The sequence below is a fragment of the Streptomyces sp. NPDC001219 genome (assembly GCF_053597915.1).
Window position 1 is genome coordinate 36,106 of the sequence record NZ_JBSFJF010000046.1, and the last position, 26,468, is coordinate 62,573.

Consider the following 26,468-nt stretch of genomic DNA (forward strand, 5'->3'; position numbering starts at 1 on the left):
CAATCAGGGCCGGGCCCCGAAGGAACACTCCTTCGGGGCCCGGCCCTTTTGCGTGGACTTGTGCGGGGTGTGCGGTGCGGTGTGCGGGGACGGCGGAGCCCCCCCGGTGCGATGGCGCCGGGGGGCTCGGGACGTCACGGCGGGTGTGCCGTTAGGGCGGTTAGGCCTTGCGCAGCCGGAAGGTGAGGGCCAGGCTCTCGTCGGTGAACGCGGGGCCGTAGGAGCCGTCCGCCTCGCCGGGCGTGAAGTCCGTGGCGAGCACCTCGTCGGAGATCAGGCCGGTGTGGTCGGCCAGCGCCGTGCGGACCTCCTTGTCGGTGGACTCCCAGCGCAGCGCGATCCGGTCGGCGACGTCGAGGCCGCTGTTCTTACGGGCCTCCTGGATCAGCCGGATCGCGTCGCGGGCCAGGCCCGCCCGGCGCAGCTCCGGGGTGATCTCCAGGTCGAGGGCGACCGTCGCGCCCGCGTCGGAGGCCACCGACCAGCCCTCGCGCGGGGTCTCGGTGATGATGACCTCGTCGGGGGCGAGCGACACGGTCTCGCCGTCGACCTCGACGCTCGCCGTGCCCTCGCGCAGCGCGAGGGAGAGGGCCGCGGCGTCCGCCGCGGCGACGGCCTTGGCGACCGCCTGGACGCCCTTGCCGAACCGCTTGCCCAGGGCACGGAAGTTCGCCTTGGCGGTGGTGTCGACCAGGGAGCCGCCCACCTCCGACAGCGAGGCCAGCGAGCTGACGTTGAGCTCCTCGGCGATCTGCGCGCGCAGGTCGTCGGACAGGTCCGCGAAGCCGTGGGCCGCGACCAGTGCGCGGGACAGCGGCTGGCGGGTCTTCACGCCCGACTCGGCGCGGGTGGCCCGGCCCAGCTCGACCAGCCGGCGCACCAGCTGCATCCGGCCGGACAGCGCCGGGTCGATCAGCGTCCGGTCGGCGACCGGCCAGGTGGACAGGTGGACGGAGTCCGGGGCGTCCGGGGTGACCGGGACGACCAGGTCCTGCCAGACCCGCTCGGTGATGAAGGGGGTGAGCGGCGCCATGAGACGGGTGACGGTCTCGACGACCTCGTGGAGGGTGCGCAGCGCGGCCGCGTCGCCCTGCCAGAAGCGGCGGCGGGAGCGGCGGACGTACCAGTTGGAGAGGTCGTCGACGAAGGAGGAGAGGAGCTTGCCGGCGCGCTGGGTGTCGAAGGACTCCAGCGACTCGGTGACCTGCTCGACCAGAGTGTTCAGCTCACCGAGCAGCCAGCGGTCCAGCAGCGGGCGGTCGGCGGGGGCCGGGTCGGCGGCGGAGGGCGCCCAGCCGGACGTACGGGCGTAGAGCGCCTGGAAGGCGACGGTGTTCCAGTACGTCAGCAGCGTCTTGCGGACCACTTCCTGGATGGTGGAGTGGCCCACCCGGCGGGCGGCCCAGGGGGAGCCGCCGGCCGCCATGAACCAGCGGACCGCGTCGGCGCCGTGCTGGTCCATCAGCGGGATCGGCTGGAGGATGTTGCCCAGGTGCTTGGACATCTTCCGGCCGTCCTCGGCGAGGATGTGGCCGAGGCAGACCACGTTCTCGTACGAGGACTTGTCGAAGACGAGGGTGCCGACCGCCATCAGGGTGTAGAACCAGCCGCGGGTCTGGTCGATGGCCTCGGAGATGAACTGCGCCGGGTAGCGCTTCTCGAACAGCTCCTTGTTGCGGTACGGGTAGCCCCACTGCGCGAACGGCATCGAACCCGAGTCGTACCAGGCGTCGATGACCTCGGGGACGCGGGTGGCGGTGAGCGTGCAGCCCTCGTGGGAGCAGGGGAAGGTGACCGCGTCGATGTACGGGCGGTGCGGGTCCAGGCCGGACTGGTCGGTGCCGGTCAGCTCGGTCAGCTCGGCGAGCGAGCCGACGCAGGTGAGGTGGTTCTCCTCGCAGCGCCAGATGGGCAGCGGGGTGCCCCAGTAGCGGTTCCGGGACAGCGCCCAGTCGATGTTGTTGGTGAGCCAGTCGCCGAAGCGGCCGTGCTTGACCGACTCGGGGAACCAGTTGGTGTTCTCGTTCTCCCGGAGCAGGGCGTCCTTGACCGCGGTGGTGCGGATGTACCACGACGGCTGGGCGTAGTAGAGCAGCGCGGTGTGGCAGCGCCAGCAGTGCGGGTAGCTGTGCTCGTAGGCGAGGTGCCGGAAGAGCAGGCCGCGGGCGTCCAGGTCGGCGACCAGGGCCTCATCGGCCTTCTTGAAGAACTGGCCGCCGATCAGGGCCAGTTGCTCCTCGAAGGTGCCGTCCGGGCGGACCGGGTTGATCACCGGGAGGTCGTACGCCTTGCAGGTCCTGAGGTCGTCCTCACCGAAGGCCGGGGCCTGGTGGACGAGGCCGGTGCCGTCGTCGGTGGTGACGTACTCGGCGTTGACGACGATGTTGGCGCCGTCGAGCTCGACGAGGCCGAAGGGGCGCTGGTAGGCCCAGCGCTCCATCTCGCGGCCGGTGAACGACTCGCCGGTGGCGGTCCAGCCCTCGCCGAGGGCCTTCTCCAGCAGCGGCTCGGCGACGACGAGCTGCTCGCTGCCGTCGGTGGCGACGACATAGGTGACGTCGGGGTGCGCGGCGACGGCGGTGTTGGAGACCAGGGTCCAGGGGGTGGTCGTCCAGATGAGCAGCGCGGCCCGGCCGGCCAGCGGGCCGGACGTCAGCGGGAGGCGGACGAAGACCGAGGGGTCGACGACGTTCTCGTAGCCCTGGGCCAGCTCGTGGTCCGACAGGCCGGTGCCGCAGCGCGGGCACCAGGGGGCGACGCGGTGGTCCTGGACCAGCAGGCCCTTGCCGAAGATCTCCTTCAGCGACCACCACACCGACTCGATGTAGTCGGGGTCCATCGTGCGGTACGGGGCATCCAGGTCGGTCCAGTAGCCCATACGGGTCGTGAGCTCGGCGAAGGCGTCGGTGTGGCGGGTCACCGACTCCCGGCACTTGGCGTTGAACTCGGCGATGCCGTACGCCTCGATGTCCTTCTTGCCGTTGAAGCCCAGCTCCTTCTCCACGGCCAGCTCGACCGGGAGGCCGTGGCAGTCCCAGCCGGCCTTGCGGTCGACGTGGTAGCCCTGCATCGTGCGGAACCGGGGGAAGACGTCCTTGAAGACGCGCGCCTCGATGTGGTGCGCGCCGGGCATACCGTTGGCGGTCGGGGGGCCCTCGTAGAAGACCCACTCGGGCCGCCCCTCGGACTGCTGGAGGGTACGGGCGAAGACCTTCTGCTCCTGCCAGAACTCGAGCACGGCGTGCTCAAGGGCGGGCAGGTCTACCTGGGCGGGTACCTGGCGATACTGGGGCTGCGGACTCATCGGGGGCTTCCTCCGGCGGACACCTGCTGCGTTCTCCGTCCGGAGGGACGAGAGCCTCGGCTCCCGCGGTACCACCCTCCTTGGCGGTGTCGCTGCACCGCCCCCTCATTGGGGTCGCGCTGCCGGTTCTACTCGCCCTGGGGGCCCGAGGCCCGTGGGCGGAGCCCACTGTCCAAAGCTTTCTTCCGGCGGCTCCGGGGTGATCTTCACGTCGTGCACGCCCCCGGGCTTCCACCGTCCCCGGGTCGCTGCTGGCTGCGTACGGCGCTACTCGTCCCCGTCAATGCCTGTCGCTGCGCCCAGTGTACGGGGCCGCGCCCACAGCGGCCGACCGGATTTCCGGCGGAGGGCCGGGGGCCGGGGCGGGACGCCGAACGACGGTGGCCCGGACCGTCGCCGGGCGGTGGCCCCGCCCCGTGCGCTGACCCGAATGGCCAGCGGCCCGCCGCGCCTCCCACGGGCGGGTCCGGCCCGGCGGGGAGCGGGCACGGACGCGGCGCACCGCACTGCCGGGCCGGGGCCGGGGCCGGGCGGGCGGTGCGTCCCGTTGCCGCGTGGCGTGTGGCGATTTATCGTTCCCGTCACGATTCGCGAACAAAGTCACATATGTGAAGGGGTCGCGGCCATGGTGGCGAAAAAGACCGCCGCGGAGAAGAGCACGACGCCTGCCGACGAGGCCGTCGCGAAGCAGCCTGCAGCCAAGAGGACCGCTCCGAAGAAGGCCGCGGCCAGGAAGACGGCGGCCGCGACGACCACGCCGGAGAAGGCACCGGCCAAGAAGGCGGCGAAGAAGGCCGTGAAGAAGACGGCGGCGAAGAAGACGACGGCCAAGAAGGCCGCGAAGAAGGCGCCGGCCAAGACGGCCGCGGTGTCCGCCAAGAAGACGGGAGCCAAGACGGTGGTGGCGAAGAAGACCGCGGCCGCAGCGGCCACGGCGCACGACGACGAGTCCGCGGTGCCCATGGCCCGGGTGGCCGCGGCGCCCGGCGAACTCGCCGTACGCCCCGGTGAGGACCCCTGGACGCCCGCGGAGGTCGCCGAGGCGCGGACCGAGCTGATGGAGGAGACGGCGCGGCTGCGGCTGGAGATCGTCTCGGCCGAGGACGCCATCGCCGGGCTGATGCGCGACTCCGGGGACGGCGCGGGCGACGACGAGGCCGACACCGGCAGCAAGAACATCACCCGCGAACACGAGCTGGCGCTCGCCTCCAACGCCCGCGAGATGCTCCATCAGACCGAACGGGCCCTCGGCCGGCTGGACGCGGGCACCTACGGGCTGTGCGAGAACTGCGGGAACCCCATCGGGAAGGCCCGGATGCAGGCCTTCCCGCGCGCCACGCTGTGCGTGGAGTGCAAACAGCAGCAGGAGCGCCGCTGAGCGCGGCACCGGGTGGCGCGGACGGCACCCGTACCGCCCGCGCCCGCACGCGTGTGTCGTACTCTCGTGGTTCAGCCGGGCACGGCCCGGCCGGGGACACAAACGGGCTGAGGGACGCACACGTGGCAGAGGCCGAACGCATCACCGGTACGCCGGAACCCGAGCCGGGTTCCGGAGCGGACCCCGTGACGGGGTCCGAAGGGGGAGGGCCGGTGCAGCCGGAGCAGGGCAAGGGCCGTGGCAAGCGGCGGATCGCCGCGCTGCTGCTGGTCGCGCTCGTCGTCTACCTGCTCGATCTGGGCAGCAAGCTCCTCGTCGTCGCGAAGCTGGAGCACCACGCGCCCATCGAGGTGATCGGGACGCTGCTGCGGTTCACGGTGATCCGTAACCGCGGTGCCGCGTTCGGCATGGGCGAGGCGCTGACGATCTTCCTCACCATCATCGCTGCGGCCGTGATCCTGGTCATCTTCCGGATCGCCCGCAAGCTCTACAGCCTGCCCTGGGCGATCGCGCTCGGGCTGCTGCTCGGCGGCGCCTTCGGCAACCTCACCGACCGGATCTTCCGTGCGCCGGGCGTCTTCGAGGGCGCGGTGGTCGACTTCATCGCGCCGGCGCACTTCGCGGTCTTCAATCTCGCCGACTCCGCGATCGTCTGCGGCGGTGTGCTGATCGTGATCCTTTCCTTCCGCGGGCTGGACCCCGACGGGACCGTGCACAAGGACTGACACCCGAGGCGGGGCCGGCCGGGGCAGGAGCCGCTGGTGGTGCCGGTCGGCGGGCCCCTGCCCGGGCCCCGGTGCCGTGGTCCGGCCCCGGGCAGGACACCACCGCGGGACTGCCATACTCGTGGGGTGAGCACCATTCCCGAGATCCGCACCCTGCCCGTACCGGACGGCCTGGAGGGCGAGCGCGTCGACGCCGCGCTGGCCCGGATGTTCGGCTTCTCCCGTACGAAGGCGGCCGAACTCGCCGCCGCCGGAAAGGTCCGGGTCGACGGAGCCGAGGTGATGAAGTCGGAGCGGGTGCACGGCGGCGCCTGGCTGGAGGTCGAGATGCCGCAGGCCGCTCCGCCCGTCGAGATCGTCGCCGAGCCCGTCGAGGGCATGGAGATCGTCCATGACGACGACGACATCGTCGTGATCATGAAGCCGGTCGGGGTCGCCGCCCACCCGAGCCCCGGCTGGACCGGGACGACCGTCATCGGCGGCCTGGCCGCGGCCGGCTACCGCATCTCCACCTCCGGCGCCGCCGAGCGCCAGGGCATCGTGCACCGTCTCGACGTCGGCACCTCCGGCCTGATGGTGGTCGCCAAGTCCGAGCGCGCCTACACCCTGCTCAAGCAGCAGTTCCGGGAGCGGACCGTCGACAAGCGCTACCACTCCCTGGTCCAGGGGCACCCCGACCCGATGAGCGGCACCATCGACGCCCCCATCGGCCGCCACCCCCAGCACGACTACAAGTGGGCGGTCACCGCCGAGGGCAAGCCGTCGGTCACGCACTACGACCTGATCGAGGCGTTCCGCGCGGCCAGCCTGCTCGACATCAAGCTGGAGACCGGCCGCACCCACCAGATCCGGGTGCACATGGCCGCACACCGCCACCCCTGCGTCGGCGACCTCACCTACGGCGCTGACCCCACCCTCGCCAAGCGGCTGGGCCTCGGCCGGCAGTGGCTGCACGCGGTCCGGCTGGGCTTCGAGCACCCCTCGGACGGCCGCTGGGTCGAGTTCGAGAGCGGCTACCCGGACGATCTGCAGCACGCCCTCGACACCGTGCGCCACGAGAGCGGCTGACGCGGGCGGGGCCGTACCGGGGCCGCCACGGCGGGCCGGCGGCGGCTTCGTGGCAGGCTGGGGGCGGACAATGACCGGACCCACCCCGGAGCGTAGCCACCGTGGACCAGCTGGCTCTGATGTTCGTCCTGCTGCTCGGAGCCGTGGTCATGGTTCCGGTCGGCGACCGGCTGGGGCTCCCGTCACCGGTGCTGATGACGCTCGCCGGCGCCGTCCTGGCGCTGCTGCCGTTCGTGCCCAACGTCGAGGTGCCGCCCGAGTACATCCTGCCGGTGGTGCTGCCGCCGCTGCTCTACGCGGCCGTGCAGCGCACCTCCTGGCGGCAGTTCACCGCCAACCTGCGGCCGATCTTCCTGCTCGCCGTGGCGCTGGTCTTCGCCACCACGGCCGCGGTCGCCGCGGTCGCCCAGGCGGTGGTGCCCGGGATGCCGGTGGCCGCCGCGGTGGTGCTCGGCGCGCTGGTCGCACCGCCCGACCCGGTCGCCGCGACCGCGGTCGCCGGCAAGCTGGGGCTGCCCCGCCGGCTGGTCTCCATCCTGGAGGGCGAGGGGCTGTTCAACGACGTCACCGCGATCGTGCTCTACCACGTCGCGCTCGCCGCGGCGATCAGCGGCACCTTCTCGCTGCCCGCCGCGGTCGGCTCACTCGTGCTGTCCGCGGTGGTGGCCATAGCGGTCGGCCTGCTGCTCGGCTGGGTCACCAACAAGCTGATGGGGCTGCTCGGTGACCCGACGCTGCAGATCGGGCTGACGCTGCTGGTGCCGTTCGTCGCCTATGTGCTGGCCGAGGAGTTCCACGGGTCCGGGGTGCTCGCCGTGCTGACCTGCGCGCTGTTCCTGGCCGAGTACGCCGTCGACGCGGACGACGTGCTGGGCCGGCTGGCCGGTTACACCTTCTGGGAGGTCGTCGACACCCTCGTCACCGGTGTCGCCTTCGGGCTGATCGGTCTGGAGCTGCACAACATCTTCGGTGCGGCGTCGCACCGTTGGGGCCAGCTGCTCGGGGCCGGTGCCGCGGTCGTCGGGGTGGTCGTCGCGGTCCGGCTGCTGTGGCTGCTGCCCGCGGCCTGGCTGGCCAAGCGGATGCACAAGCTCCGCGACTACGACGAGGAGATCCCGATGAGCTGGCGGGAGACGCTCATCATGTGGTGGGCGGGGATGCGGGGGGTGGCCTCGGTGGCGCTGGCGCTGGCGATTCCCTTCAGCGTCGACGGCGGCAGCGGCTTCCCGGCCCGTGACGACATCCTCTTCATCGCCTTCGCTGTGGTGCTCAGCACCCTGCTCATCCAGGGCCTGACCCTGCCCTGGCTGGTGCGCAGGCTGCGGGTGCGGGCCGACACCGACGCCGTCGACGCGCTGGAGCGGGAGCTGGCGCTCCGGGTGATCAAGGCGTCCAAGCGGCGGCTGAAGGAGATCCTGGAGGTCGAGGAGCTGCCCGACGAGGTCAGCGACCAGCTGGCGCGCCGGGCGTACGACATGGGCGCCCGGATCGCGCCGGACATCGTCGACGACGAGCGGCGCGAACTCTTCGAGAAGCGCATCCACCGGATGAAGAAGGTGCAGCGCATCCAGGGCGAGATGCTCTCGGCCGCCCGGCACGAGGTGCTGGCCGCCCGCAGCGAGCCGGGCGCCGACCCGGAGATCGTGGACCGGGTGCTGCGGCACCTGGACGTGCGCAGCCTGCGGCACACGCCCTGACGCCCGGCCGCGCCGCTCAGCCCTTCGGCAGCTGCCGGGCGTCCGGCTCCTCGCCGTGGCGGGCCTCCGGGACCCCGAGCGGGGCCGGCGCGGTGGCGATCCGCGGCAGCGCGTAGGCGTGCTCGGTCCGCAGCCACTCCAGCAGCCGCTCGCGGACCTCGCAGCGCACCGTCCAGAGGGTGTCCGCGTCCCGGGCGGTGACCAGCGCCCGCACCACGACCGTGGACGGGGTGGTGTCGGTGACCACCAGGCTCCAGGACCTGCCGTCCCAGTCCGGGCACTCCTGGAGGACCTCCAGCAGCCGCTGGCGCATCTTCTCCACCGGCGCGCTGTGGTCGAGGTGGAACAGCACCGTGCCGGTCATCTGCGCCCCGCCGCGCGACCAGTTCTCGAACGGCTTGCCGGTGAAGTACGACACCGGCATGGTGATCCGCCGCTCGTCCCAGGTCCGTACGGTCAGAAAGGTCAGGGTGATCTCCTCGACGGTGCCCCACTCGCCGTCCACGACGACGGTGTCCCCGATCCGCACCATGTCGCCGAAGGCGATCTGCAGCCCTGCGAAGAGATTGCCGAGGGTGGACTGGGCGGCGATACCGGCGACGATGCCGAGCAGTCCGGCGGACGCCAGCATGGACGTGCCGACCGCCCGCATCTCCGGGAACGTCAGCAGCATCGAGGCGGCCGCGACGACGATCACCACCGCGGTCACCACCCGCTGGATCAGCGTCACCTGGGTCCGTACCCGCCTCACCCGCGCCGCGTCCCGGCCGCTCGCCGCATAGCGCGAGTACGAGGACTCCACGATCGCCGCCGCGGCCCGCACCACGAGCCAGGCGGTGGCCGCGATCAGGACCAGGGTCAGCGCCTGGCCGACGCCCGCCTCGTGGTCCGCGGCGGCCTTCAGCCCCGCCTCGTCGAACGAGCCGCGCAGCAGCGCCGTGCACAGGGCCACCTGCAGCGGTATGCGGCAGCGCCGCAGCAGCCCCCACAACGGGGTCTCGGGATGGGCGGCGTCGATCCGGCGCAGGCCGCGGTCGGTCAGCCAGACCAGGATGAGCGTGAGCAGGACCGCGCCGCCGATGACGGCGACCGGACGCAGGACGTCCTCCAAGGACACGGGACTCCTCCTCCGTGGGGTGCGAGGGGCTGTGGTGTGCTGGTACCCGGTCCCCGCGACGGTAACTGGCAGGATGGGGCGAGAGCGATCCAACCCCAGGGAAGTGATGTCAGTGCCGGCCGCCTCCGAGTCCTCGACCAGCGGGCTTTCGACGATTGTGCTGTTTCATTCGGTGTGCGGGCTGCGTCCCGCAGTGCACGCCGCCGCGGACCGGCTGCGGGCCGCGGGACACGAGGTGATCGTCCCCGACCTGTTCGACGGCCGGACCGCGGACTCGGTCCCGGACGGCATCCTGATCAAGGACGAGATCGGTAAGGACGAGCTGCTCAAGCGGGCGATCACGGCCGTGGCGCCGTACTCCGACCGCGGGCTGGTCTACGCCGGCTTCTCCTTCGGCGGCTCGGTCGCCCAGAACCTCGCCCTGGGCGACGAGAAGACCCGCGGGCTCCTGCTGCTGCACGGCACCTCGGACCTCCCCGAGGACGCCGTCGCCGACGACCTGCCGGTGCAGCTGCACGTCGCCGACCCGGACCCGTACGAGCCGCACGACTGGCTGAACGCCTGGTACCTCCAGATGCGCCGGGCCGGCGCGGACGTAGAGGTCTACCGCTACGCCGGCGCCGGCCACCTGTTCACCGATCCCGAGCTGCCCGACTACGACGCGGAGGCCGCGGAGCGCGCCTGGAAGGTGGCGCTGGGCTTCCTCGCCGGGCTCTGACCGGCAGGCCGCGAGGCACGGGAGGCACCTCCGTCAGCCGACCGGCTGGTACGCCCGCTCGATCTGCTGGGAGCCGGACCGGGTCTGATACGAGCGCAGCAGGCTGCTGGTGGCCTGCGGGTCGGTCCGGTCGGAGACCCCGAAGTAGTCCATCTGCGTGCGCTCGGCGCTGATGTCCAGGACCCCGTAGCCGTGCGAGTCCATGTCCAGCCACTTCACATGGCGGTTGGCGGCCTTGAGGGCGGCGACCCCGGCCAGCGAGACGGTGTGCGGGGCGACGTGCAGGAAGTCGTCCACGTTGTCGGAGGTGACGGAGGTGACCACGAACTCCGTCGCCACCGCGCGGTCGGCGGGGTAGGTCGCCGCCTGGAGCGGCACCTCGTTGGCCCAGGCCATGTGGATGTCGCCGGTCAGGAAGACGGTGTTGTCGATACCGCGGTCGCTGAGGTGGCTCAGCAGCTCGCGCCGGTCGTCGGTGTAGCCGTCCCACTGGTCGGTGTTGATCGCCAGGCCCTCCTTGGGTATCCCGAGGATGTCGGCGAGCGGCCCGAGCAGCTTCGCGGGCACGGCGCCGAAGGCGACCTGCGAGATCATCACCGAGGTGCCGACCAGCCGCCAGGCGGTGTCCGAGCGCTCCAGACCGGCCTTCAGCCAGTCCAGCTGGGCCCGCCCGGTCAGCGTGCGGCTGGGGTCGTCGACCGCGCCGCTGCCCGTCTTGGCCTGCTCGTCGCGGAACGACCGCAGGTCCAGCAGGTGCAGATCGGCGAGGGTGCCGAAGCGCAGCCTGCGGTAGGTGGTGCCGGCCGTCGACGGGCGGACCGGCATCCACTCGAAGTACGCCTGCTTCGCGGCGGCCATCCGCGCTGACCAGGGGCCCTCGGTCTCCGGGGTGTGGTTCGTCGCGCCGCCCTTCCAGGCGTTGTCGGCGAACTCGTGGTCGTCCCACATGGCGATGACCGGGTGCGAGGCGTGCATGGCCAGCGCGTCCGGGTCGGTCTTGTGGACGCCGTGCCGGATGCGGTAGTCGGCGAGCGTGAGCAGCTCGTGGGCGGGGGAGTGCGGGCGGACGACGTACTTGAACTCCGGGTACTCGCCGGACTTGTACTCGTAGAGGTAGTCGCCGAGGTGCAGCACCGCGTCCAGGTCGGTGCGGGCTGCCAGGTGCCGGTACGGGGAGAAGTAGCCGGACTCCCAGTTGGCGCAGGAGACCACGCCGAAGCGGACGTTGCCGGCGGCGGTGTCGTGGGCCGGGGCGGTGCGGGTCCGGCCGACGGGGGAGTGCTGCCCGTCGACGGTGAAGCGGTAGTAGTAGGGGGTGGCGGGCCGCAGGCCGCGGACGTCGGCCTTGACGGTGTGGTCGGTGGCGGCCGCGGTGGTCAGGCTCCCCCGGGCGACGACGGACCCGAAGTCCTTGTCGGTTGCCACCTGCCAGCTCACCTTGGTGGCCGGCCCCCGGCCGGAGCCGGGGGTGGCCGCTGGGGTCGGGGTGACCCGGGTCCACAGCAGGACGCCGTCCGGGAGCGGGTCCCCGGAGGCGACGCCGTGCTGGAAGAAACGGGCCTGGCCCGGCGCCTCTTGGGCGTGGGCGGTGCCGGCGAACGGCAGAAGTGCGGCGGTGGCGGCTACGGCCGTGACGGCAGTGCGGCGCGAGATCTGGTCATGATCGGTCACGGCCGAACACCCTACTGGCCGGTAAGCGGCGCCGGGAGGGCGAATTCACCGGAACTCCGAGAATTCGCCCGCCCGTTGTCCGAAAGGCACTCAGCGGGAGGCCGTGGGGTCCTTCTCGCCCTCGCGGATGCCCTTGCCCGGGTCCGGCTTGCCGGAGCCCTTCGCCGGGCCGAACTCCTTGTCGATCATCTTCTTGAAGTTGGCCTGCGCGAGCCGGTTGTACTGCGCCTGCGTCATCTGCTGCTGCGGGATCTGGGGGAGCGTCAGCTTCTTGTCGCCGTGCAGGAAGCTGGGCGTGCCCTTGACGCCCTTACGGCCGAAGAGCGCGGTCATGTCCATCGCCCAGCGGTCGTAGGTGCCCTCCTTCACCGCCGTCTCGAACGCCTTGTTGCCCTTCAGCGCCGGCACCGTGGCCGCGACCTTGAGCAGCTCGGAGTCCTTGCCGTAGGTGTCCACCTGCTCCTCGGGGTGGAACTTGGCGGAGTACAGCGCCGCCTTGTACTTCAGGAACGCCTCCGGGCTGACGTTCAGCGCCGCACCGAGCGCGCTCAGCGCGTTCTTCGAGCCCTCGCCGCTGCCCGAGGCGTCGTCGATGAAGGTGTACATCGAGAAGCGGACCCGGTAGCGGCCGTCCTCGATGTCCTTGAGCAGCGCCTCGCCGCTGCTCTGCTCGAAGGAGGCGCACGCCGGGCAGCGGATGTCCTCGAAGACCTCCAGGGTCTCCTTGGCGTTCTTGTCGCCTATCAGGATCTCGGTGCCGTTCTTGCCCTGGGTGTGGGCGGGCGCGACGGGCTTGGCCTCCTTGGCGGCCTCCCAGCCGGTGGGCTGGTTGGCCTTCACGACCAGGAAGCCGACACCGCCGGCCACCGCCAGGACGCCGACCAGGGCGCCGCCCACGACGAGTTGGCGGCGCAGCTTCTCCTGCTTCTTCTGGCGCTCGCGCTCGGCCCGGATGCGTTCGCGGGCCGCGGCCTTGTTGGCCTGGGAGTTGCGGTTGCTCATGGGGGGTTCCGTCCCTCAAAGGTGTGGTGACTGCTGTGGACCGGTCAGACGGCGGCCGGCGGCGGGCCACGGCGCCGTACGCAGTGCACCAGGAGCGGGAGCGGGCGGGCCGGCGGCGACGGGTGCAGCGGGCGGACGCACCGGCGGGGCGGCGGGAACGCGGCGCTGACCGCCGTGACCGCGAAGAGCAGCGGGCGGAAGGCGCCGGCCGCGGCGGCGCGCAGCAGCGCGTCCAGCGCGGCGTCCCCGCGGTGCAGCCAGGCCGCGGCGAGCAGGCCGACGGCGAGATGGGCGGCGAGCAGCAGCCAGGGGGCGGCCGCCGGGACCGGCGGCAGCGGGGTGCCCGTATGGGCGGCGATCCTGGCGAGTGGAGTGCCCAACTCGCCACCGCCGCACAGCAGACCGACGCCGACCGAGCGCAGCGGGCCGGTGACCGGGCCGCCGGCCGCGCCGTAACAGGTGTGCTGCCCGGCGGTGAAGACGGTGTCGGCGGCGAGCTCCAGCGGCACCAGCAGGGCGGCGATCCGGCCGTAGCCGCGCTCCCGTCCGGTCAGCGCGTAGGCGGCGGCGAAGACACCGGCGCAGATCGCGGCGACCGAAACGGGCGGCAACGGGGCGCGGGAGAGCAGGACATGGGAGGTCGCGGACAGGGTGGTGCACAGCGCGGTGAACAACGCCGCCCGCACCGCCCTGAGCTGGACCCCCGGCGCGGCCGCCGGCCGGGTCCCGGGACGCCCTCCCGTCGCCTGCACGGTCGGAGTCTGCCATGTGCACGGCACCGGGAGGGGTCAAGATTTGGCATCGGCCGGCGTGCGGGGAGCACGCCGGCCGGGGAGCCTGGGGACCGGCCTGGCGACCGACCCGGGCCTACGTCACTTCTTCAGTGCCTTGTCCACCGCGGAGTTGAAGGCGGCCACGCTGGACGGCGCCGACGTGCCCTGCGGGGTCTTCGTGCCCAGCGTCGTGCCGTTGAGCTTGATCGTCGGGGTGGCCTTGACGTCCTTGACGGAGTCGAAGGCCTGGGACACCTCCAGCGCCCAGCGGTCGTACGTGCCGGACTTGACGGCCTTCTGGAAGGCGGCGTTCCCCTTGAGCGCGGGGACGGTGTCGGCCACCTTGATCAGGTAGCTGTCGTCGGCGAACTTGTCCGGCCCGGTCTCGTCCGGGTGGAACTCCTTCGAGTACAGCGCGTACTTGTACTTCAGGAAGGCGTCCGGGCTGACGTCGAGGGAGGCGCCCAGCGCGCTGAGCGCGTTCTTGGAGCCGGTGCCCTGGAGGTTGTTGTCGAGGAACGTGCCCAGGTGGTACGAGGCCTTGTACTTGCCGGCCTTGATGTCCTTCTCGACGGTGGCGCCGGCGGTCTGCTCGAAGGCGGCGCAGCCGGGGCAGCGCGGGTCCTCGAAGAGGTCCAGGGTGTTCTTGGCGTCCGGCTTGCCGACCACGATCGTGGTGCCGTTGGCGCCGCTGGTGTTGGCGGGCTTGACCAGCGGGGCGTCCGCGCCGTCGTCGCCCGACCCGGCGACCGCGACCGCGATACCGCCGGCTATCGCCAGGACGCCGACGATGGCGCCGCCGACGATCAGCTGCCGGCGGAGCCGGTCCTTCTTCGCCTGCCGCTCGCGCTCGGCGCGCAGCCGCTCGCGGGCCGCCTGCTTGTTGGCCTGGTTGTTGCGATTGCTCATGACTGTTCGTGCTCCGTGGAATCCGTGGGACAGGGGTGCGGTGGCGCCTACGCGGCGAGCGCGCAGGGCGGCCCACGGCGCACGACACAGTGCACGAGCAGGGGCTGGGTGCGGGCGGGAGACCCGGACCGTACGGGAGCGGGGGCCGGGCGGCGCGGTGCGGCGGTGGCGCCGATGACCGCGACGGCGAGCAGCAGCGGGCGGAAGGCGAAGCCGGCCACCGCGCCCAGCAGCCGGCCCAGCGCGGCCTCACCACGGCGCAGCCAGCCCGCCGCCAGCAGCCCGATGAGCAGATGCGCGGCGAGCAGCACGAGCCAGCTGCCCACCGGCCCGGCCTGGTCCGTGGGGAGCTGCGTCAGCGGGGCACCGACCGGGTCGCCGCCACACAGCAGATCCACGCCGAGGGAGCGCAGCGGGCCGGCGACCGGGCCGCCGGCCGCGCCGTAACAGGTGTGCTGGCCGAGGCTGAAGACCAGATCGGCGGCGAGTTCCAGGGGGACCAGCAGCGCGGCGATGCGCCAGTAGCCGCGCTCGCGGCCGGCCAGCGCATAGGCGAGGGCGAACACGGCGGCGCTGAGCGCGGCGACGGTGACCAGCGGCAGCGGCATACGGGACAGCAGCACATGGGACGTCGTGGACAGCGTGACGCACAGCGCCGTGAAGAGCGCCGCGCGCAGTGCCCGCAGGTGTCCCGCCGAAATGTCCATCGCTGCCGAGTGTGCCATGACCAGGGATAAGAGATGCTTAAGGGGGGCCGAACCCGTACGCACCGGGCGATCCGGTGCGTACGGAACGTTGCGGCCCGGGAACCTACAGGCCGGGAATCCGCCCGTTGCGGAAGAGGTCCACGAAGATCTGGTGGTCGGCGCGGGCGCGGGCGCCGTAGGAGTGCGCGAAGTCCACCAGCAGCGCCGCGAAGCCCTCCTCGTCGGCCGCGATGGCCGCGTCGATGGCGCGCTCGGTGGAGAACGGGACCAGGGAGTGGCCGCTCTCGTCGTCCGCCGCGGCGTGCATGGTCGCGGTGGCCCGGCCCAGGTCGGCGACCACCGCGGCGATCTCGTCCGGGTCGTCGATGTCGGACCAGTCCAGGTCGACCGCGTACGGCGAGATCTCGGCGACCAGCTGGCCGGCGCCGTCGAGCTCGGTCCAGCCCAGCCACGGGTCGGCGTGGTCCTGGAGGGCGCGCTGCGAGATCACCGTGCGGTGGCCCTCGTGCCGGAAGTAGCCGCGGACCGCGGGGTCGGTGATGTGCCGGGAGACGGCCGGGGTCTGGGCCTGCTTCATGTAGATCACGACATCGTTCTCCAGGGCGTCGCTGTTGCCCTCCAGAAGGATGTTGTACGAGGGCAGACCGGCCGAGCCGATGCCGATGCCGCGGCGGCCCACCACGTCCTTGACGCGGTAGGAGTCCGGGCGGTCCAGGCTCGACTCCGGCAGCGTCTCCAGATAGCCGTCGAAGGCGGCGAGGACCTTGTAGCGGGTCGCCGCGTCCAGCTCGACGCTGCCGCCGCCGGGCGCGAACCGCCGCTCGAAGTCGCGGATCTCCGTCATCGAGTCCAGCAGCCCGAACCGGGTCAGCGAACGGGCGTCGCGCAGCGCGTCCAGCAGCGGGCCCTCGGCGGTGTCGAGCGTGAAGGGCGGCAGCTCGTCCTTGTCGGAGCTCTTCGTCCCCGAGGCCAGCGCGTGGATGCGCTCCCGGTAGGCGGCCGCGTAGGTACGCACCAGGTCGGTGATCTGCTTGTCGCTGAGCGCCTTGGCGTAGCCGATCAGCGCGACCGAGGCGGCGAACCGCTTCAGGTCCCAGGTGAACGGCCCGACGTACGCCTCGTCGAAGTCGTTGACGTTGAAGATCAGCCGGCCGGTGGCGTCCATGTACGTGCCGAAGTTCTCGGCGTGCAGATCGCCGTGAATCCACACCCGGGCGGTCCGCTCGTCGAGGTACGGGCCGCTGTCCCTGCCGCCGCCGTCCTGCGCGGCGTACGCCTCCAGGTCCCGGTAGAACAGGCAGGCCGTGCCCCGGTAGAAGGCGAAGGCGGAGGCGGCCATCTTGCGGAATTTCACACGGAAGGCCGCGGGGTCGGCGGCGAGCAGCTCCCCGAAGGCGGTGTCGAAAACGGCGAGGATCTCCTCGCCGCGCTGCGCGGCGTCCTGCGCCGGGGCGTGCTGGGACGGCATCGCTGAGTGCCTCCTGAGGTGCGGAACGGTTCGGTGTCCGTGGCATGTCCACCCGGCGCCGGCCGGGGGCGGATCTGTCACTGACAACGCGCGAGGCTACTCGTCGGTGCCCGTCGATTGTCAGCGGGGAGCCGTAGACTTCGTGACCACCATCCGCCCCTCCCGGTCCCGCCGGGGAGGCGCCCCCGCCCGACCGTTTTCCGGAGGTCCTCCGCCGTGGCAGCCCCGTCCAGGCCCCCCTTCACGCACCTGCATGTCCACACCCAGTACTCCCTGCTGGACGGTGCGGCGCGGCTGTCGGACATGTTCAAGGCGTGCAACGAGATGGACATGACGCACATCGCCATGTCCGACCACGGCAACCTCCACGGCGCGTACGACTTCTTCCACTCGGCGCAGAAGGCCGGAGTGACGCCGATCATCGGCATCGAGGCGTATGTGGCGCCGGAGTCGCGGCGCAACAAGCGCAAGATCCAGTGGGGCCAGCCGCACCAGAAGCGCGATGACGTCTCCGGTTCCGGTGGTTATACGCACAAGACGATCTGGGCGGCCAACAAGACCGGTCTGCACAACCTCTTCCGGCTGTCCTCGGACGCGTACGCCGAGGGCTGGCTCCAGAAGTGGCCGCGGATGGACAAGGAGACCATCGCCCAGTGGTCCGAGGGCCTGATCGCCTCCACCGGCTGCCCCTCCGGTGAGCTGCAGACCCGGCTGCGGCTCGGCCAGTTCGACGAGGCGCTGAAGTCCGCTTCCGAATATCAGGACATCTTCGGCAAGGACCGGTATTTCCTGGAGCTGATGGACCACGGCATCGAGATCGAACGCCGGGTCCGCGACGGCCTGCTGGAGGTCGGCAAGAAGCTCGGCATCCCGCCGCTGGTCACCAACGACTCGCACTACACCTACGCCCACGAGTCCACCGCGCACGACGCCCTGCTGTGCATCCAGACCGGCAAGAACCTCTCCGACCCGGACCGCTTCCGCTTCGACGGCACCGGCTACTACCTCAAGTCCACGGACGAGATGTACGCCATCGACTCCTCGGACGCCTGGCAGGAGGGCTGCGCCAACACCTTCCTGGTCGCGGAGCAGATCAACACCGACGGGATGTTCGAGAAGCGCGACCTGATGCCGAAGTTCGACATCCCGGAGGGCTTCACGGAGGTCACCTGGTTCCAGGAGGAGGTCCGGGTCGGCATGCGGCGCCGCTTCCCGGACGGGGTCCCCGAGGACCGGCAGAAGCAGGTCGAGTACGAGATGGACATCATCATCCAGATGGGGTTCCCCGGCTACTTCCTCGTCGTCGCCGACTTCATCATGTGGGCCAAGAACAACGGCATCGCGGTGGGCCCCGGCCGTGGTTCCGCGGCCGGTTCGATCGTGGCCTACGCGATGGGCATCACCGACCTCGACCCGATCACCCACGGACTGATCTTCGAGCGGTTCCTCAACCCCGAGCGTGTCTCCATGCCCGATGTCGACATCGACTTCGACGAGCGCAGGCGCGTCGAGGTGATCCGGTATGTCACGGAGAAGTACGGCGCCGACAAGGTCGCCATGATCGGCACCTACGGCAAGATCAAGGCCAAGAACGCCATCAAGGACTCCGCGCGCGTCCTGGGCTATCCGTACGCGATGGGCGACCGCCTCACCAAGGCCATGCCCGCCGACGTCCTCGGCAAGGGCATCGACCTCAGCGGCATCACCGACCCCAAGCACCCGCGCTACAGCGAGGCGGGCGAGATCCGGGGGATGTACGAGAGCGAGCCGGACGTCAAGAAGGTCATCGACACCGCCAAGGGCGTCGAGGGCCTGGTCCGGCAGATGGGTGTGCACGCGGCCGGCGTGATCATGTCCAGCGAGCCCATCGTCGACCACGCCCCGGTCTGGGTGCGCCACACCGACAACGTCACCATCACGCAGTGGGACTACCCGCAGTGCGAGTCGCTCGGCCTGCTGAAGATGGACTTCCTGGGCCTGCGCAACCTCACCATCATGGACGACGCCGTCAAGATGGTGAAGAAGAACAAGGGCGTCGACCTGGAGATGCTCTCCGTCCCGCTGGACGACCCCAAGACCTACGAGATGCTCTGCCGCGGTGACACCCTCGGCGTCTTCCAGTTCGACGGCGGCCCGATGCGCTCGCTGCTGCGGCTGATGAAGCCCGACAACTTCGAGGACATTTCCGCCGTCTCGGCCCTGTACCGCCCGGGCCCGATGGGCATGGACTCGCACACCAACTACGCGCTGCGCAAGAACGGCCTCCAGGAGATCACCCCGATCCACCCGGAGCTGGAGGAGCCGCTCAAGGAGGTCCTGGGCCTGACCCACGGCCTGATCGTCTACCAGGAGCAGGTGCAGAAGGCCGCCCAGATCATCGCCGGGTACTCCCTCGGTGAGGCCGACATCCTCCGCCGCGTGATGGGCAAGAAGAAGCCCGAGGAGCTGGCGAAGAACTTCGTCCTCTTCCAGGAGGGCGCCCGCAAGAACAACTTCTCCGACCAGGCCATCCAGGCGCTGTGGGACGTCCTGGTCCCGTTCGCCGGCTACGCCTTCAACAAGGCGCACTCCTCCGCGTACGGCCTGGTCACCTACTGGACCGCCTACCTCAAGGCCAACTACCCCGCCGAATACATGTCCGCACTGCTGACCTCCGTGCGCGACGACAAGGACAAGTCGGCGGTCTATCTGAACGAGTGCCGGCGCATGGGCATCAAGGTGCTGCCGCCGAACGTCAACGAGTCCGAGGCGAACTTCGCCGCCCAGGGCGACGACGTGATCCTCTTCGGCCTCACCGCGGTCCGCAACGTCGGCCAGAACGTCGTCGACTCGATCATCCGCTGCCGCAAGGCGAAGGGGAAGTACTCCTCCTTCCCCGACTACCTCGACAAGGTCGACGCGGTGGTCTGCAACAAGCGCACCACCGAGTCACTGATCAAGGCCGGCGCCTTCGACGAGATGGGCCACACCCGCAAGGGGCTGACGGCGCACTACGAGCCGATGATCGACAACGTGGTCCAGGTCAAGCGCAAGGAGGCCGAGGGGCAGTTCGACCTCTTCGGCGGGATGGGCGACGACAGCACGGACGAGGGGCCGGGCTTCGGGCTGGACATCGAGTTCTCGGACGTGGAGTGGGACAAGACCTATCTCCTCGCCCAGGAGCGCGAGATGCTCGGTCTCTACGTCTCCGACCACCCGCTCTTCGGCCTGGAGCACGTGCTGTCCGACAAGGCGGACGCCGCCATCGCCCAGCTGACCGGCGGCGACTACTCGGACGGTTCGATCGTCACCATCGGCGGCATCATCTCCGGCCTCCAGCGCAAGATGACCAAGCAGGGCAACGCCTGGGCCATCGCCACCGTCGAGGACCTGGCCGGCTCGATCGACTGCATGTTCTTCCCGGCCACCTACCAGCTGGTCTCCACCCAACTCGTCGAGGACACCGTGGTCTTCGTCAAGGGCCGCCTCGACAAGCGGGAGGACATCCCGCGGCTGGTGGCCATGGAGATGATGGTGCCCGACCTCTCGGAGGCCGGCACCAACGCCCCCGTGACGATCACCATTCCGACCGTCAAGGTCACCCCGCCGATGGTCGAGAAGCTCGGTGAGGTGCTCAGCAGTCACCGCGGCTCCACCGAGGTGCGGATCAAGCTCCAGGGGGCGCGCAAGACGACGGTGCTCCGGCTGGACCGGCACCGGGTCACGCCCGACCCGTCGCTCTTCGGCGATCTGAAGGTGCTGCTCGGCCCGTCCTGTCTGGCCGGCTGAGCCACCCGGCCCCCTGCGGGCCGCCGTTACCCCGAGGGGCGCGTCCGTGACGGACGCGCCCCTCAACTTCTGTGCGCCGTGTGTCAGTTGTGACCGAAGCGCCGCTGGTGCTTCCGTGCGACATCCGCCGGGCTGCCCTGCGCCTGCGACCGCGCCTGGGACTGCGCCTCCAGGCTCGCCTTCTGGGCCTCCTGCTGGCCGCGCTCGGCCGCGGATGCCTTCTGCTGACTGCGGTCCTGCTTCTTGTCCTTGGCCATGATCGTTGCCTCCTGAGGGGGGAATCCGGGATCTGGGCCGGAACCAGACTTACATGACGGATAGACGCCTGCATTTCGGGCAATTACCGTGCGTTATATGGTTGATCACGCACCGTGTGCGACGCCCCCGTCGAATCCGCCACGCCGATGATCGAGTTCGGGCAGATAACGCCCGTACGGTCGGGCAGACTCGAAGGAAAGCCGAGAGAACTCGTGCCATGGGCCGAGCCGGGGGGCGACCGGACTTTCAGCACCTCAGGGAAGAGGGTGGAACGTGGATCGCTGCGTCGTCCTGGTGGACGCCGGTTACTTGCTCGGCGCCGCTGCGAGCCTGCTCGCCGGAGAGCCCGCCCGCTCCCGCATCACCGTCGACCATGCCGCCCTCATCCAGGGGCTGCGGCAGCGCGCCGAGGCGGAGACCGAACGCCCGCTGCTGCGGATCTACTGGTTCGACGGCGCCCCCGACCGCGTCCCGCAGCCCGAGCACCGGCGGCTGCGGGTGATGCCCCGGGTCACCGTCCGGCTGGGTGCCCTGACCCGCAGCGACGGCCGCTGGGCGCAGAAGGGCGTGGACGCCGCGATGCACGCCGAGCTGACCGAACTCGCCCGTAACCGCGCCTGCTCCGACATCGTGCTGGTCACCGGCGACGGCGATCTGCTGCCCGGACTGATGTCGGCGAAGGAGCACGGCGTCGCCGTCCACCTCTGGGCCGTCCAGGCCGCGGACGGCGACTACAACCAGTCCGAGGACCTGGTCGCCGAGGCCGACGAACGGCGGGTGCTGGACCGGACCTGGATCACCCGCGCGGTACGCGCCAAGGAACTCGGCGGACCCTGCGCCCCGCCGCCCGCGCCCCGCCCCGAGATCGCCGCGATCCTCTCCGCGCCGCTGCCCGAGTCCGCGGTCGCGGCGGCGGCAGCGGCCGCCGCCGCAGCGGCCGGGCCCGACTCCGCCGAGCACACCCATGAGCACAACGGCGCCAACGGCGTCTCCCGTCCCCCGGCCGGCGCCGAGAGCGGAACGGCGGCCGCCGGCGAGCCCGGCGCCACCGGCTCCAAGGTCGTGCCCACCCCCAAGGACCTGGCCGGACTCGGCCGGGCACACGCGGCAGGCCAGCAGCCCGCCGGCACCGGCGGGCCGGCCCCCGCCGCGGGCGCCACCCTGCGCTGGTCGTCCGACAAGGGCTGGGTCGAGCGCGGCGGCGCGGCCGGCGAGCCGGACGGGGCCGCCGCCCTGCCGACCCTCGCCCAGCTCACCAGCGCCGAGCAGCGCTGGGCCGACCGCGAGGAGGACATCACCGCCGTCAGCGGCGACCCCTTCGAGGTCGGCCAGGTCTTCGCCCGCCGCTGGACCGACCGGCTCTCCGACACCGCCCATCTCCAGCAGCTGTCCACGGAGTACCCGCGCATCCCGCACCGGATCGACGGTGAACTGCTGCGCTACGCCGCCCGGTTCGGCCTGCTCGCCCACAAGGACGACCAGATCGACGAGCACGACCGCTATGCGATCCGGGCCGGATTCTGGCGCGAGGTCGATCTGCGGACGGCCGCCGAGCACGCTCCGGCCGGGGACTGAAGGCCCGCCCGCCCCGGGGCCCGGCTCGCCCGCCGGAGCCCCGCGGGCGGGAGGCGGCCCGGGGACGCGTACCCTCGTAGCTCGTGAGGACGGGCACACAACAGGTGGAGCGCGGAGTGCCGGTGTGCGCCGTGCGGGACCTGGTCAAGACGTACCCCGCGATGCGCGGGCGCCGCGGGGCGGCACAGGCACCCGCCGTACGCGCCAACGACGGCATCACCCTTGAGGTGCACCGCGGCGAGATCTTCGGGCTGCTCGGCCCCAACGGTGCCGGGAAGTCCACCCTGGTGCGCCAGCTCACCGGGCTGCTGCGCCCCGACTCCGGCACGATCTCCGTACTGGGCCATGACCTGGTGCGTCACCCGGAGCGGGCCGCCCGGCTGCTCGGCTACCTGGGGCAGGAGTCCACCGCCCTGGACGAGCTGACGGTCGCGCTGGCCGTGGAGACCACCGGCCGGCTGCGCGGCCTCGCCGCCCGCGAGGCGCGCGCCGAGCGGGACGCGGTGATCGACGAGCTGGGCCTCACGGACCTGGCCGGACGGGTGCTGAAGAAGCTGTCCGGCGGGCAGCGCCGGCTGGCCTGCTTCGCCACCGCGCTGATCGGCGCCCGGCCGCTGCTGGTGCTGGACGAGCCGACCACCGGGATGGACCCGGTCGCGCGGCGAGCCGTCTGGGCGGCGGTGGACCGCCGCCGGGCCGAGCACGGCGTCACGGTGGTGCTGGTGACGCACAACGTCCTGGAGGCCGAGAGCGTGCTGGACCGGGTCGCGGTGATCGACCGCGGCCGGGTCATCGCCTGCGACACGCCCGGGGGACTGAAGGAAATGGTGAGCGACGAGGTGCGGCTGGAGCTGGTGTGGCGCGACCGCCCGCCGCTGGACGTGCCCGAGGTCGCCGCCCTGGAAGCCGCCGCACACACCTCCGGCCGCCGCTGGACCCTGCGCCTCCCCGCCGACCGGGCTCGCTCCGCGGTCGCCGCGGTCACCGCGGGCCCCGCCTTCGCCGCCCTCGACGACTTCACCCTCGCCACGCCGAGCCTGGAAGATGTGTACCTGGCGCTCGGCGGCCGGGCCGAGGGACTGGTCAAGGCGTGAACGGGGTCCGGTCCGGCGGACGTATGACACTCGGGGGCAGCGAGGAAGGCGTGGTGACAGCGTGAGTGTGGTTCCCGTGCAGGCGGTGGCAGGGGCGGCCCCGGCCGCCGGGGCGCGCGACGAGGAGGCCGCCCCGCTGGCGCCGTCCGCCCGGCTGCTGCCCGCGCTGGCGGCCGTTTACCGTGCCCAGCTCTCCCGGGCCCGGGTCGCACGGATTCCGCTGCTGTTCGTCGCGACCTTCCAGTCCATCGGGATCATGGTCCTGCTGCGCGGGGTGGTCGACGGCGGCGAACCGGCGCGGTCGGTGGTGTCCGGCTCCAGCGTGCTGGTCGTCGCCTTCGTGGCGCTCAACCTCCTCGCCCAGTACTTCGGCCAGCTGCGGGCCGGCGGCGGGCTCGACCACTACGCGACGCTGCCGGTGCCGCCGGCCGCCGTGGTGCTCGGCGCCGCCGCCGCGTACGCCTCGTTCACCGTGCCGGGCACGGTGGTCACCGCGGTCACCGGCTGTGTCCTGTTCCAGCTGCCGATGACCCATCTGTGGGTGCTGGCCGCGGTGCTCCCGCTCGCCGGGGCCGCGCTGGCCGGTCTCGGCGCGGCCCTCGGCCTGCTCGCCCCGCGCCAGGAACTCGCCACGCTCTGCGGCCAGTTGGGGATGTCGGCGGCCCTGCTGCTGGGCGTGCTGCCGGCCGACGGGATGCCCGCGGTGATCGGCTGGGCCCGCGACCTGCTGCCCTCGACGTATGGCGTGGAGGCGCTGGCGCGCAGCTTCGACCCGCACCCGGACTGGGTCGTGGTCGCCGCCGACCTGGGCGTCTGCGCGGCCGTCGGGGTGCTCTCGCTGGCCGTCGCCACCTGGGCCTACCGCCGGGCGGCGACCCGGTGAGCGGTGCCCCCGCGCCGAACGGGCGTCCTGCTTCCGGCCCCACCGGCCCCACCTGGCACGATGGCCAGGTGACCGCACCGCTGACGCCCCGCGACAACCAACCCCCCGACGAGTCCCGGCACCCCGACGCCGCGCCCGCCGCCGAGCACGGCACCACCGCCGGCCTGATGCCGGCCCGCGAGCTGCGCGAGGGTGCGCTGATCGCGCTCCTGGTCGCGGTGACCGGAGTGCTGCTCGGCCTGGTGTGGAACTGGCTGGCGCCGCATGTCCCGCTGGTCGCGGACACCCGCAACGTCTACCTCAAGAACACCGAGGGCGAGGAGTCGATCGGCGCGGACGGCACCTTCCTCCTGCTGGCCTTCGGCTTCGGTGTGCTCACCACCGCCGCGGTCTTCCTCTTCCGCCGCCGGGGCGGGATTCCGCTGGTCGTGGCGCTGGTCGTGGGCGGGCTGCTGGGGGCGACGGTGGGCTGGCTGACGGGGATGTGGCTGGGCCCCACCCCGGACATGGCCGCACACGCCAAGCAGGTCGGCCCCGGAGTGGTCTTCGACGGCCCGCTGCGGCTCCAGGCCAAGGGCGCCCTGCTGGCCTGGCCGCTCGGGGCGATGGTCACCCAGCTGGTGCTGACCGCGCTGTTCGGGCCGCCGGACCCGGCGCCCGAGGTGCCGTACTGGCTCCAGGACGAGCAGGGGCAGCAGGGCCGGCAGAGTCAGCAGGATCAGCAAGGACACCAGGGCGAGCCGGGCGAGCACCCGCAGCACCCGCACCCGCAGCAGCCGGAGGCGCCGGACCGGCCCCGGGAGGACCACGACCGTCGGCCGCCCGCCGAGGGCTGAACCGCACAGCTCCCCGGGGCGGCCGGCAACCGGCCGCCCCGCCGCGCGGTCAGCCGCGGGCGATCGGCGCGAGGTGCGCCCCCGTGAGCGCCACCAGGTCCTGCGGCGACAGCTCGACCTCCAGCCCGCGCCGCCCCGCCGAGACACACACCGTCGGCCGGGTCCCGGCCGAGGCGTCCACGACCGTGCGCAGCCGCTTGCGCTGCCCCAGCGGGGAGATCCCGCCCCGGACGTAGCCGGTGCTGCGCTCGGCCGCCGCGGGGTCGGCCATGGCGGCCCGCTTGCCGCCCACCGCGGCCGCCAGCGCCTTGAGGTCCAGGGACCCCGACACCGGTACCACGGCGACCGTCAGCGTGCCGTCGACCTCCGCCAGCAGGGTCTTGAACACCTGGTCGGGCGCGAGTCCGAGGGCCTCGGCGGCCTCCTCGCCGTACGACGGGGCGGCCGGGTCGTGCTCGTAGGCGTGCGTGGTGAACGGGACACCGGCCGCGGTGAGGGCGACGGTCGCGGGGGTGCCGACGGACTTCCTGGACTTCTTCGCCAACGTCTTCGTGCCTCGCGTCAGGGGCCGGCAGCCGGGGCCGCTCGGTCAGTTGGGGCTGGTCGGCTGCCGGGTCAGATCCACGGCCGGCAGCGACGGGAGCTTACCGAGCAGCGCCGATTCCTGGCGAAGCAGTTTCAGCTCCTGGCCCAGCCGGGTCGCGGTGTCCGGCGCCTCCAGCAGCAGCTGCTTGGCGGGCACGTCCAGTACGGCCGCCGCGGCGACCAGGTACGACAGCACGGCCGGGTCGGCCGGCAGGTCCTGCCCGCTCGACAGGGTCCGCTCGTTCGCCCAGGCCAGCCGCTTCTGGTAGGTGCGGAACGCCCGGACGACACCGGAGGCGAGCGCACCGGCGCCCGCTCCCTCGTCGTCCGCCAGCTCCTCCAGCTCACCGGTCAGATACGGCCCCGAGGCATCCACCGACAGCAGCCGGAAGCGGGTGGTGCCGGTGGCGAGCACCTCGTAGCCGGTGTCGTCGTCGGAGGACTTCTCCCGGATGGTGGCCGCGTCGGCGATACAGCCCACGGCGTGGAACGCCTGCATCGGGTCGTCGCCGAAGCCCGCCGCGGGACCGTCCGAGGCGGGCAGGGTGGTGTCGGGCATGCCCTGCGCGGTGGCGGCGACCTCCCGGCCGTCCCGGATCGCGATCACCGCGAAGCGGCGGTCGTCCTCGGGCACCGCGCTCAGATCACGCATCATGGCCCGGTACCGCGCCTCGAAGACGTTCAGCGGGAGCACGAGGCCCGGGAACAGCACCGAGTTCAGCGGGAAGAGCGGTAGGCGCACGGAGGTCACAGCCCGTAAGCCTAGACGCTGCGCTTGGCTGTGTTCCCACGTGGGCGGGAATCCCGCCGTGGTTCGTCTCGCCGTTCCGCCTGCGGCGGGCGGGGTCCGCTGCGCGGGGCTGTCGGGGTGCGGTGACGGGCCTGCGCGGGTGGGGGTGTCCGGACTGCTTCGCTTTACGTCCGGACACCCC

Annotated in this window: 21 protein-coding genes; 10 read left to right on the forward strand and 11 right to left on the reverse strand. The window is 71.8% G+C overall.

What is annotated here, in order from left to right; all coding sequences use genetic code 11:
• Nucleotides 1-160 precede the first annotated feature (160 nt).
• A complete protein-coding gene (gene ileS / locus ACWC9R_RS25885) occupies nucleotides 161-3,304 on the reverse strand; it encodes an isoleucine--tRNA ligase (RefSeq protein ID WP_450734950.1) in 3,144 nt (1,047 codons plus the stop codon).
• A 625-nt stretch (nucleotides 3,305-3,929) separates the two neighbouring features.
• Between ileS and ACWC9R_RS25890 the strand changes: the two genes are divergently transcribed.
• From ACWC9R_RS25890 to ACWC9R_RS25905, 4 genes are all read left to right on the forward strand, one after another.
• On the forward strand, nucleotides 3,930-4,682 hold the full coding sequence (locus ACWC9R_RS25890) for a TraR/DksA family transcriptional regulator (RefSeq protein WP_450734952.1): 753 nt from the start codon (nucleotides 3,930-3,932) through the stop codon (nucleotides 4,680-4,682).
• Nucleotides 4,683-4,804: 122 nt separating this feature from the next.
• The gene (lspA, locus tag ACWC9R_RS25895; protein WP_450734954.1) at nucleotides 4,805-5,407 is read left to right on the forward strand and encodes a signal peptidase II; all 603 of its coding nucleotides are present in this window, start codon (nucleotides 4,805-4,807) and stop codon (nucleotides 5,405-5,407) included.
• A 126-nt stretch (nucleotides 5,408-5,533) separates the two neighbouring features.
• On the forward strand, nucleotides 5,534-6,475 hold the full coding sequence (locus tag ACWC9R_RS25900; RefSeq protein ID WP_450734956.1) for an RluA family pseudouridine synthase: 942 nt from the start codon (nucleotides 5,534-5,536) through the stop codon (nucleotides 6,473-6,475).
• A gap of 101 nt (nucleotides 6,476-6,576) precedes the next feature.
• Nucleotides 6,577-8,172, forward strand: a complete 1,596-nt coding sequence (locus ACWC9R_RS25905; protein ID WP_450734958.1) for a Na+/H+ antiporter — start codon at nucleotides 6,577-6,579, stop codon at nucleotides 8,170-8,172.
• A 16-nt stretch (nucleotides 8,173-8,188) separates the two neighbouring features.
• On the opposite strand, the gene ACWC9R_RS25910 is transcribed toward ACWC9R_RS25905, so the two are convergent.
• Nucleotides 8,189-9,283, reverse strand: a complete 1,095-nt coding sequence (locus ACWC9R_RS25910; RefSeq protein WP_450734984.1) for a mechanosensitive ion channel family protein — start codon at nucleotides 9,281-9,283, stop codon at nucleotides 8,189-8,191.
• Nucleotides 9,284-9,395: 112 nt separating this feature from the next.
• On the opposite strand from ACWC9R_RS25910, the gene ACWC9R_RS25915 reads away from it, so the two are divergent.
• A complete protein-coding gene (locus ACWC9R_RS25915; protein WP_450734960.1) occupies nucleotides 9,396-10,007 on the forward strand; it encodes a dienelactone hydrolase family protein in 612 nt (203 codons plus the stop codon).
• 33 nt (nucleotides 10,008-10,040) lie between these two features.
• On the opposite strand, the gene ACWC9R_RS25920 is transcribed toward ACWC9R_RS25915, so the two are convergent.
• The 6 genes from ACWC9R_RS25920 to ACWC9R_RS25945 all read right to left on the reverse strand — a co-directional run bounded on the left by ACWC9R_RS25920 (nucleotide 10,041) and on the right by ACWC9R_RS25945 (nucleotide 16,537).
• A complete protein-coding gene (locus ACWC9R_RS25920) occupies nucleotides 10,041-11,678 on the reverse strand; it encodes an alkaline phosphatase D family protein (protein ID WP_450734962.1) in 1,638 nt (545 codons plus the stop codon).
• A 90-nt stretch (nucleotides 11,679-11,768) separates the two neighbouring features.
• Nucleotides 11,769-12,680, reverse strand: a complete 912-nt coding sequence (locus ACWC9R_RS25925) for a thioredoxin domain-containing protein (RefSeq protein ID WP_450734963.1) — start codon at nucleotides 12,678-12,680, stop codon at nucleotides 11,769-11,771.
• Nucleotides 12,681-12,724: 44 nt separating this feature from the next.
• Entirely contained in the window at nucleotides 12,725-13,432 is a 708-nt protein-coding gene (locus ACWC9R_RS25930; protein WP_450734965.1) for a hypothetical protein, read from the reverse strand.
• 120 nt (nucleotides 13,433-13,552) lie between these two features.
• Nucleotides 13,553-14,362: a thioredoxin domain-containing protein gene (locus ACWC9R_RS25935; protein WP_450734966.1), complete on the reverse strand. Its 810-nt coding sequence runs from the start codon at nucleotides 14,360-14,362 to the stop codon at nucleotides 13,553-13,555.
• A gap of 47 nt (nucleotides 14,363-14,409) precedes the next feature.
• The gene (locus ACWC9R_RS25940; RefSeq protein ID WP_450734968.1) at nucleotides 14,410-15,069 is read right to left on the reverse strand and encodes a hypothetical protein; all 660 of its coding nucleotides are present in this window, start codon (nucleotides 15,067-15,069) and stop codon (nucleotides 14,410-14,412) included.
• Between the two features lie 103 nt (nucleotides 15,070-15,172).
• The gene (locus tag ACWC9R_RS25945; protein ID WP_450734970.1) at nucleotides 15,173-16,537 is read right to left on the reverse strand and encodes a DUF2252 domain-containing protein; all 1,365 of its coding nucleotides are present in this window, start codon (nucleotides 16,535-16,537) and stop codon (nucleotides 15,173-15,175) included.
• A gap of 216 nt (nucleotides 16,538-16,753) precedes the next feature.
• Here ACWC9R_RS25945 and dnaE point away from each other — a divergent pair, with 216 nt between their 5' ends.
• Nucleotides 16,754-20,305: a DNA polymerase III subunit alpha gene (gene dnaE, locus ACWC9R_RS25950; protein WP_450734972.1), complete on the forward strand. Its 3,552-nt coding sequence runs from the start codon at nucleotides 16,754-16,756 to the stop codon at nucleotides 20,303-20,305.
• 83 nt (nucleotides 20,306-20,388) lie between these two features.
• Here dnaE and ACWC9R_RS25955 read toward each other — a convergent pair whose 3' ends face one another.
• On the reverse strand, nucleotides 20,389-20,562 hold the full coding sequence (locus ACWC9R_RS25955) for a hypothetical protein (protein ID WP_362601611.1): 174 nt from the start codon (nucleotides 20,560-20,562) through the stop codon (nucleotides 20,389-20,391).
• Between the two features lie 274 nt (nucleotides 20,563-20,836).
• Between ACWC9R_RS25955 and ACWC9R_RS25960 the strand changes: the two genes are divergently transcribed.
• The 4 genes from ACWC9R_RS25960 (at nucleotide 20,837) to ACWC9R_RS25975 (ending at nucleotide 24,951) form a co-directional block, all read left to right on the forward strand.
• The gene (locus ACWC9R_RS25960; RefSeq protein ID WP_450734974.1) at nucleotides 20,837-22,138 is read left to right on the forward strand and encodes an NYN domain-containing protein; all 1,302 of its coding nucleotides are present in this window, start codon (nucleotides 20,837-20,839) and stop codon (nucleotides 22,136-22,138) included.
• A gap of 83 nt (nucleotides 22,139-22,221) precedes the next feature.
• Nucleotides 22,222-23,232, forward strand: a complete 1,011-nt coding sequence (locus tag ACWC9R_RS25965; RefSeq protein ID WP_450734976.1) for an ABC transporter ATP-binding protein — start codon at nucleotides 22,222-22,224, stop codon at nucleotides 23,230-23,232.
• Nucleotides 23,233-23,293: 61 nt separating this feature from the next.
• Nucleotides 23,294-24,115 (forward strand): ABC transporter permease, encoded by an 822-nt coding sequence (locus ACWC9R_RS25970; protein ID WP_450734978.1) that lies wholly within the window; start codon nucleotides 23,294-23,296, stop codon nucleotides 24,113-24,115.
• A 68-nt stretch (nucleotides 24,116-24,183) separates the two neighbouring features.
• A complete protein-coding gene (locus ACWC9R_RS25975) occupies nucleotides 24,184-24,951 on the forward strand; it encodes an ABC transporter permease (protein WP_450734980.1) in 768 nt (255 codons plus the stop codon).
• Nucleotides 24,952-25,000: 49 nt separating this feature from the next.
• On the opposite strand, the gene ybaK is transcribed toward ACWC9R_RS25975, so the two are convergent.
• The gene (gene ybaK / locus ACWC9R_RS25980) at nucleotides 25,001-25,495 is read right to left on the reverse strand and encodes a Cys-tRNA(Pro) deacylase (RefSeq protein ID WP_450734982.1); all 495 of its coding nucleotides are present in this window, start codon (nucleotides 25,493-25,495) and stop codon (nucleotides 25,001-25,003) included.
• A gap of 45 nt (nucleotides 25,496-25,540) precedes the next feature.
• Nucleotides 25,541-26,287 carry an LON peptidase substrate-binding domain-containing protein gene (locus ACWC9R_RS25985; protein ID WP_362601621.1) on the reverse strand — a complete coding sequence of 249 codons (747 nt, stop codon included), beginning with the start codon at nucleotides 26,285-26,287 and terminating at the stop codon, nucleotides 25,541-25,543.
• Nucleotides 26,288-26,468: the final 181 nt, after the last annotated feature.

Excerpts from the sequence above, each read along its gene's own strand:
- ACWC9R_RS25890 (WP_450734952.1), top strand. The coding sequence starts at position 3,930 with ATGGTGGCGAAAAAGACCGCCGCGGAGAAGAGCACGACGCCTGCCGAC.
- ACWC9R_RS25955 (WP_362601611.1), bottom strand. The coding sequence starts at position 20,562 with ATGGCCAAGGACAAGAAGCAGGACCGCAGTCAGCAGAAGGCATCCGCG.
- ileS (WP_450734950.1), bottom strand. The coding sequence starts at position 3,304 with ATGAGTCCGCAGCCCCAGTATCGCCAGGTACCCGCCCAGGTAGACCTG.
- ACWC9R_RS25925 (WP_450734963.1), bottom strand. The coding sequence starts at position 12,680 with ATGAGCAACCGCAACTCCCAGGCCAACAAGGCCGCGGCCCGCGAACGC.
- ACWC9R_RS25915 (WP_450734960.1), top strand. The coding sequence starts at position 9,396 with ATGTCAGTGCCGGCCGCCTCCGAGTCCTCGACCAGCGGGCTTTCGACG.
- ACWC9R_RS25935 (WP_450734966.1), bottom strand. The coding sequence starts at position 14,362 with ATGAGCAATCGCAACAACCAGGCCAACAAGCAGGCGGCCCGCGAGCGG.
- ACWC9R_RS25940 (WP_450734968.1), bottom strand. The coding sequence starts at position 15,069 with ATGGACATTTCGGCGGGACACCTGCGGGCACTGCGCGCGGCGCTCTTC.
- ACWC9R_RS25945 (WP_450734970.1), bottom strand. The coding sequence starts at position 16,537 with ATGCCGTCCCAGCACGCCCCGGCGCAGGACGCCGCGCAGCGCGGCGAG.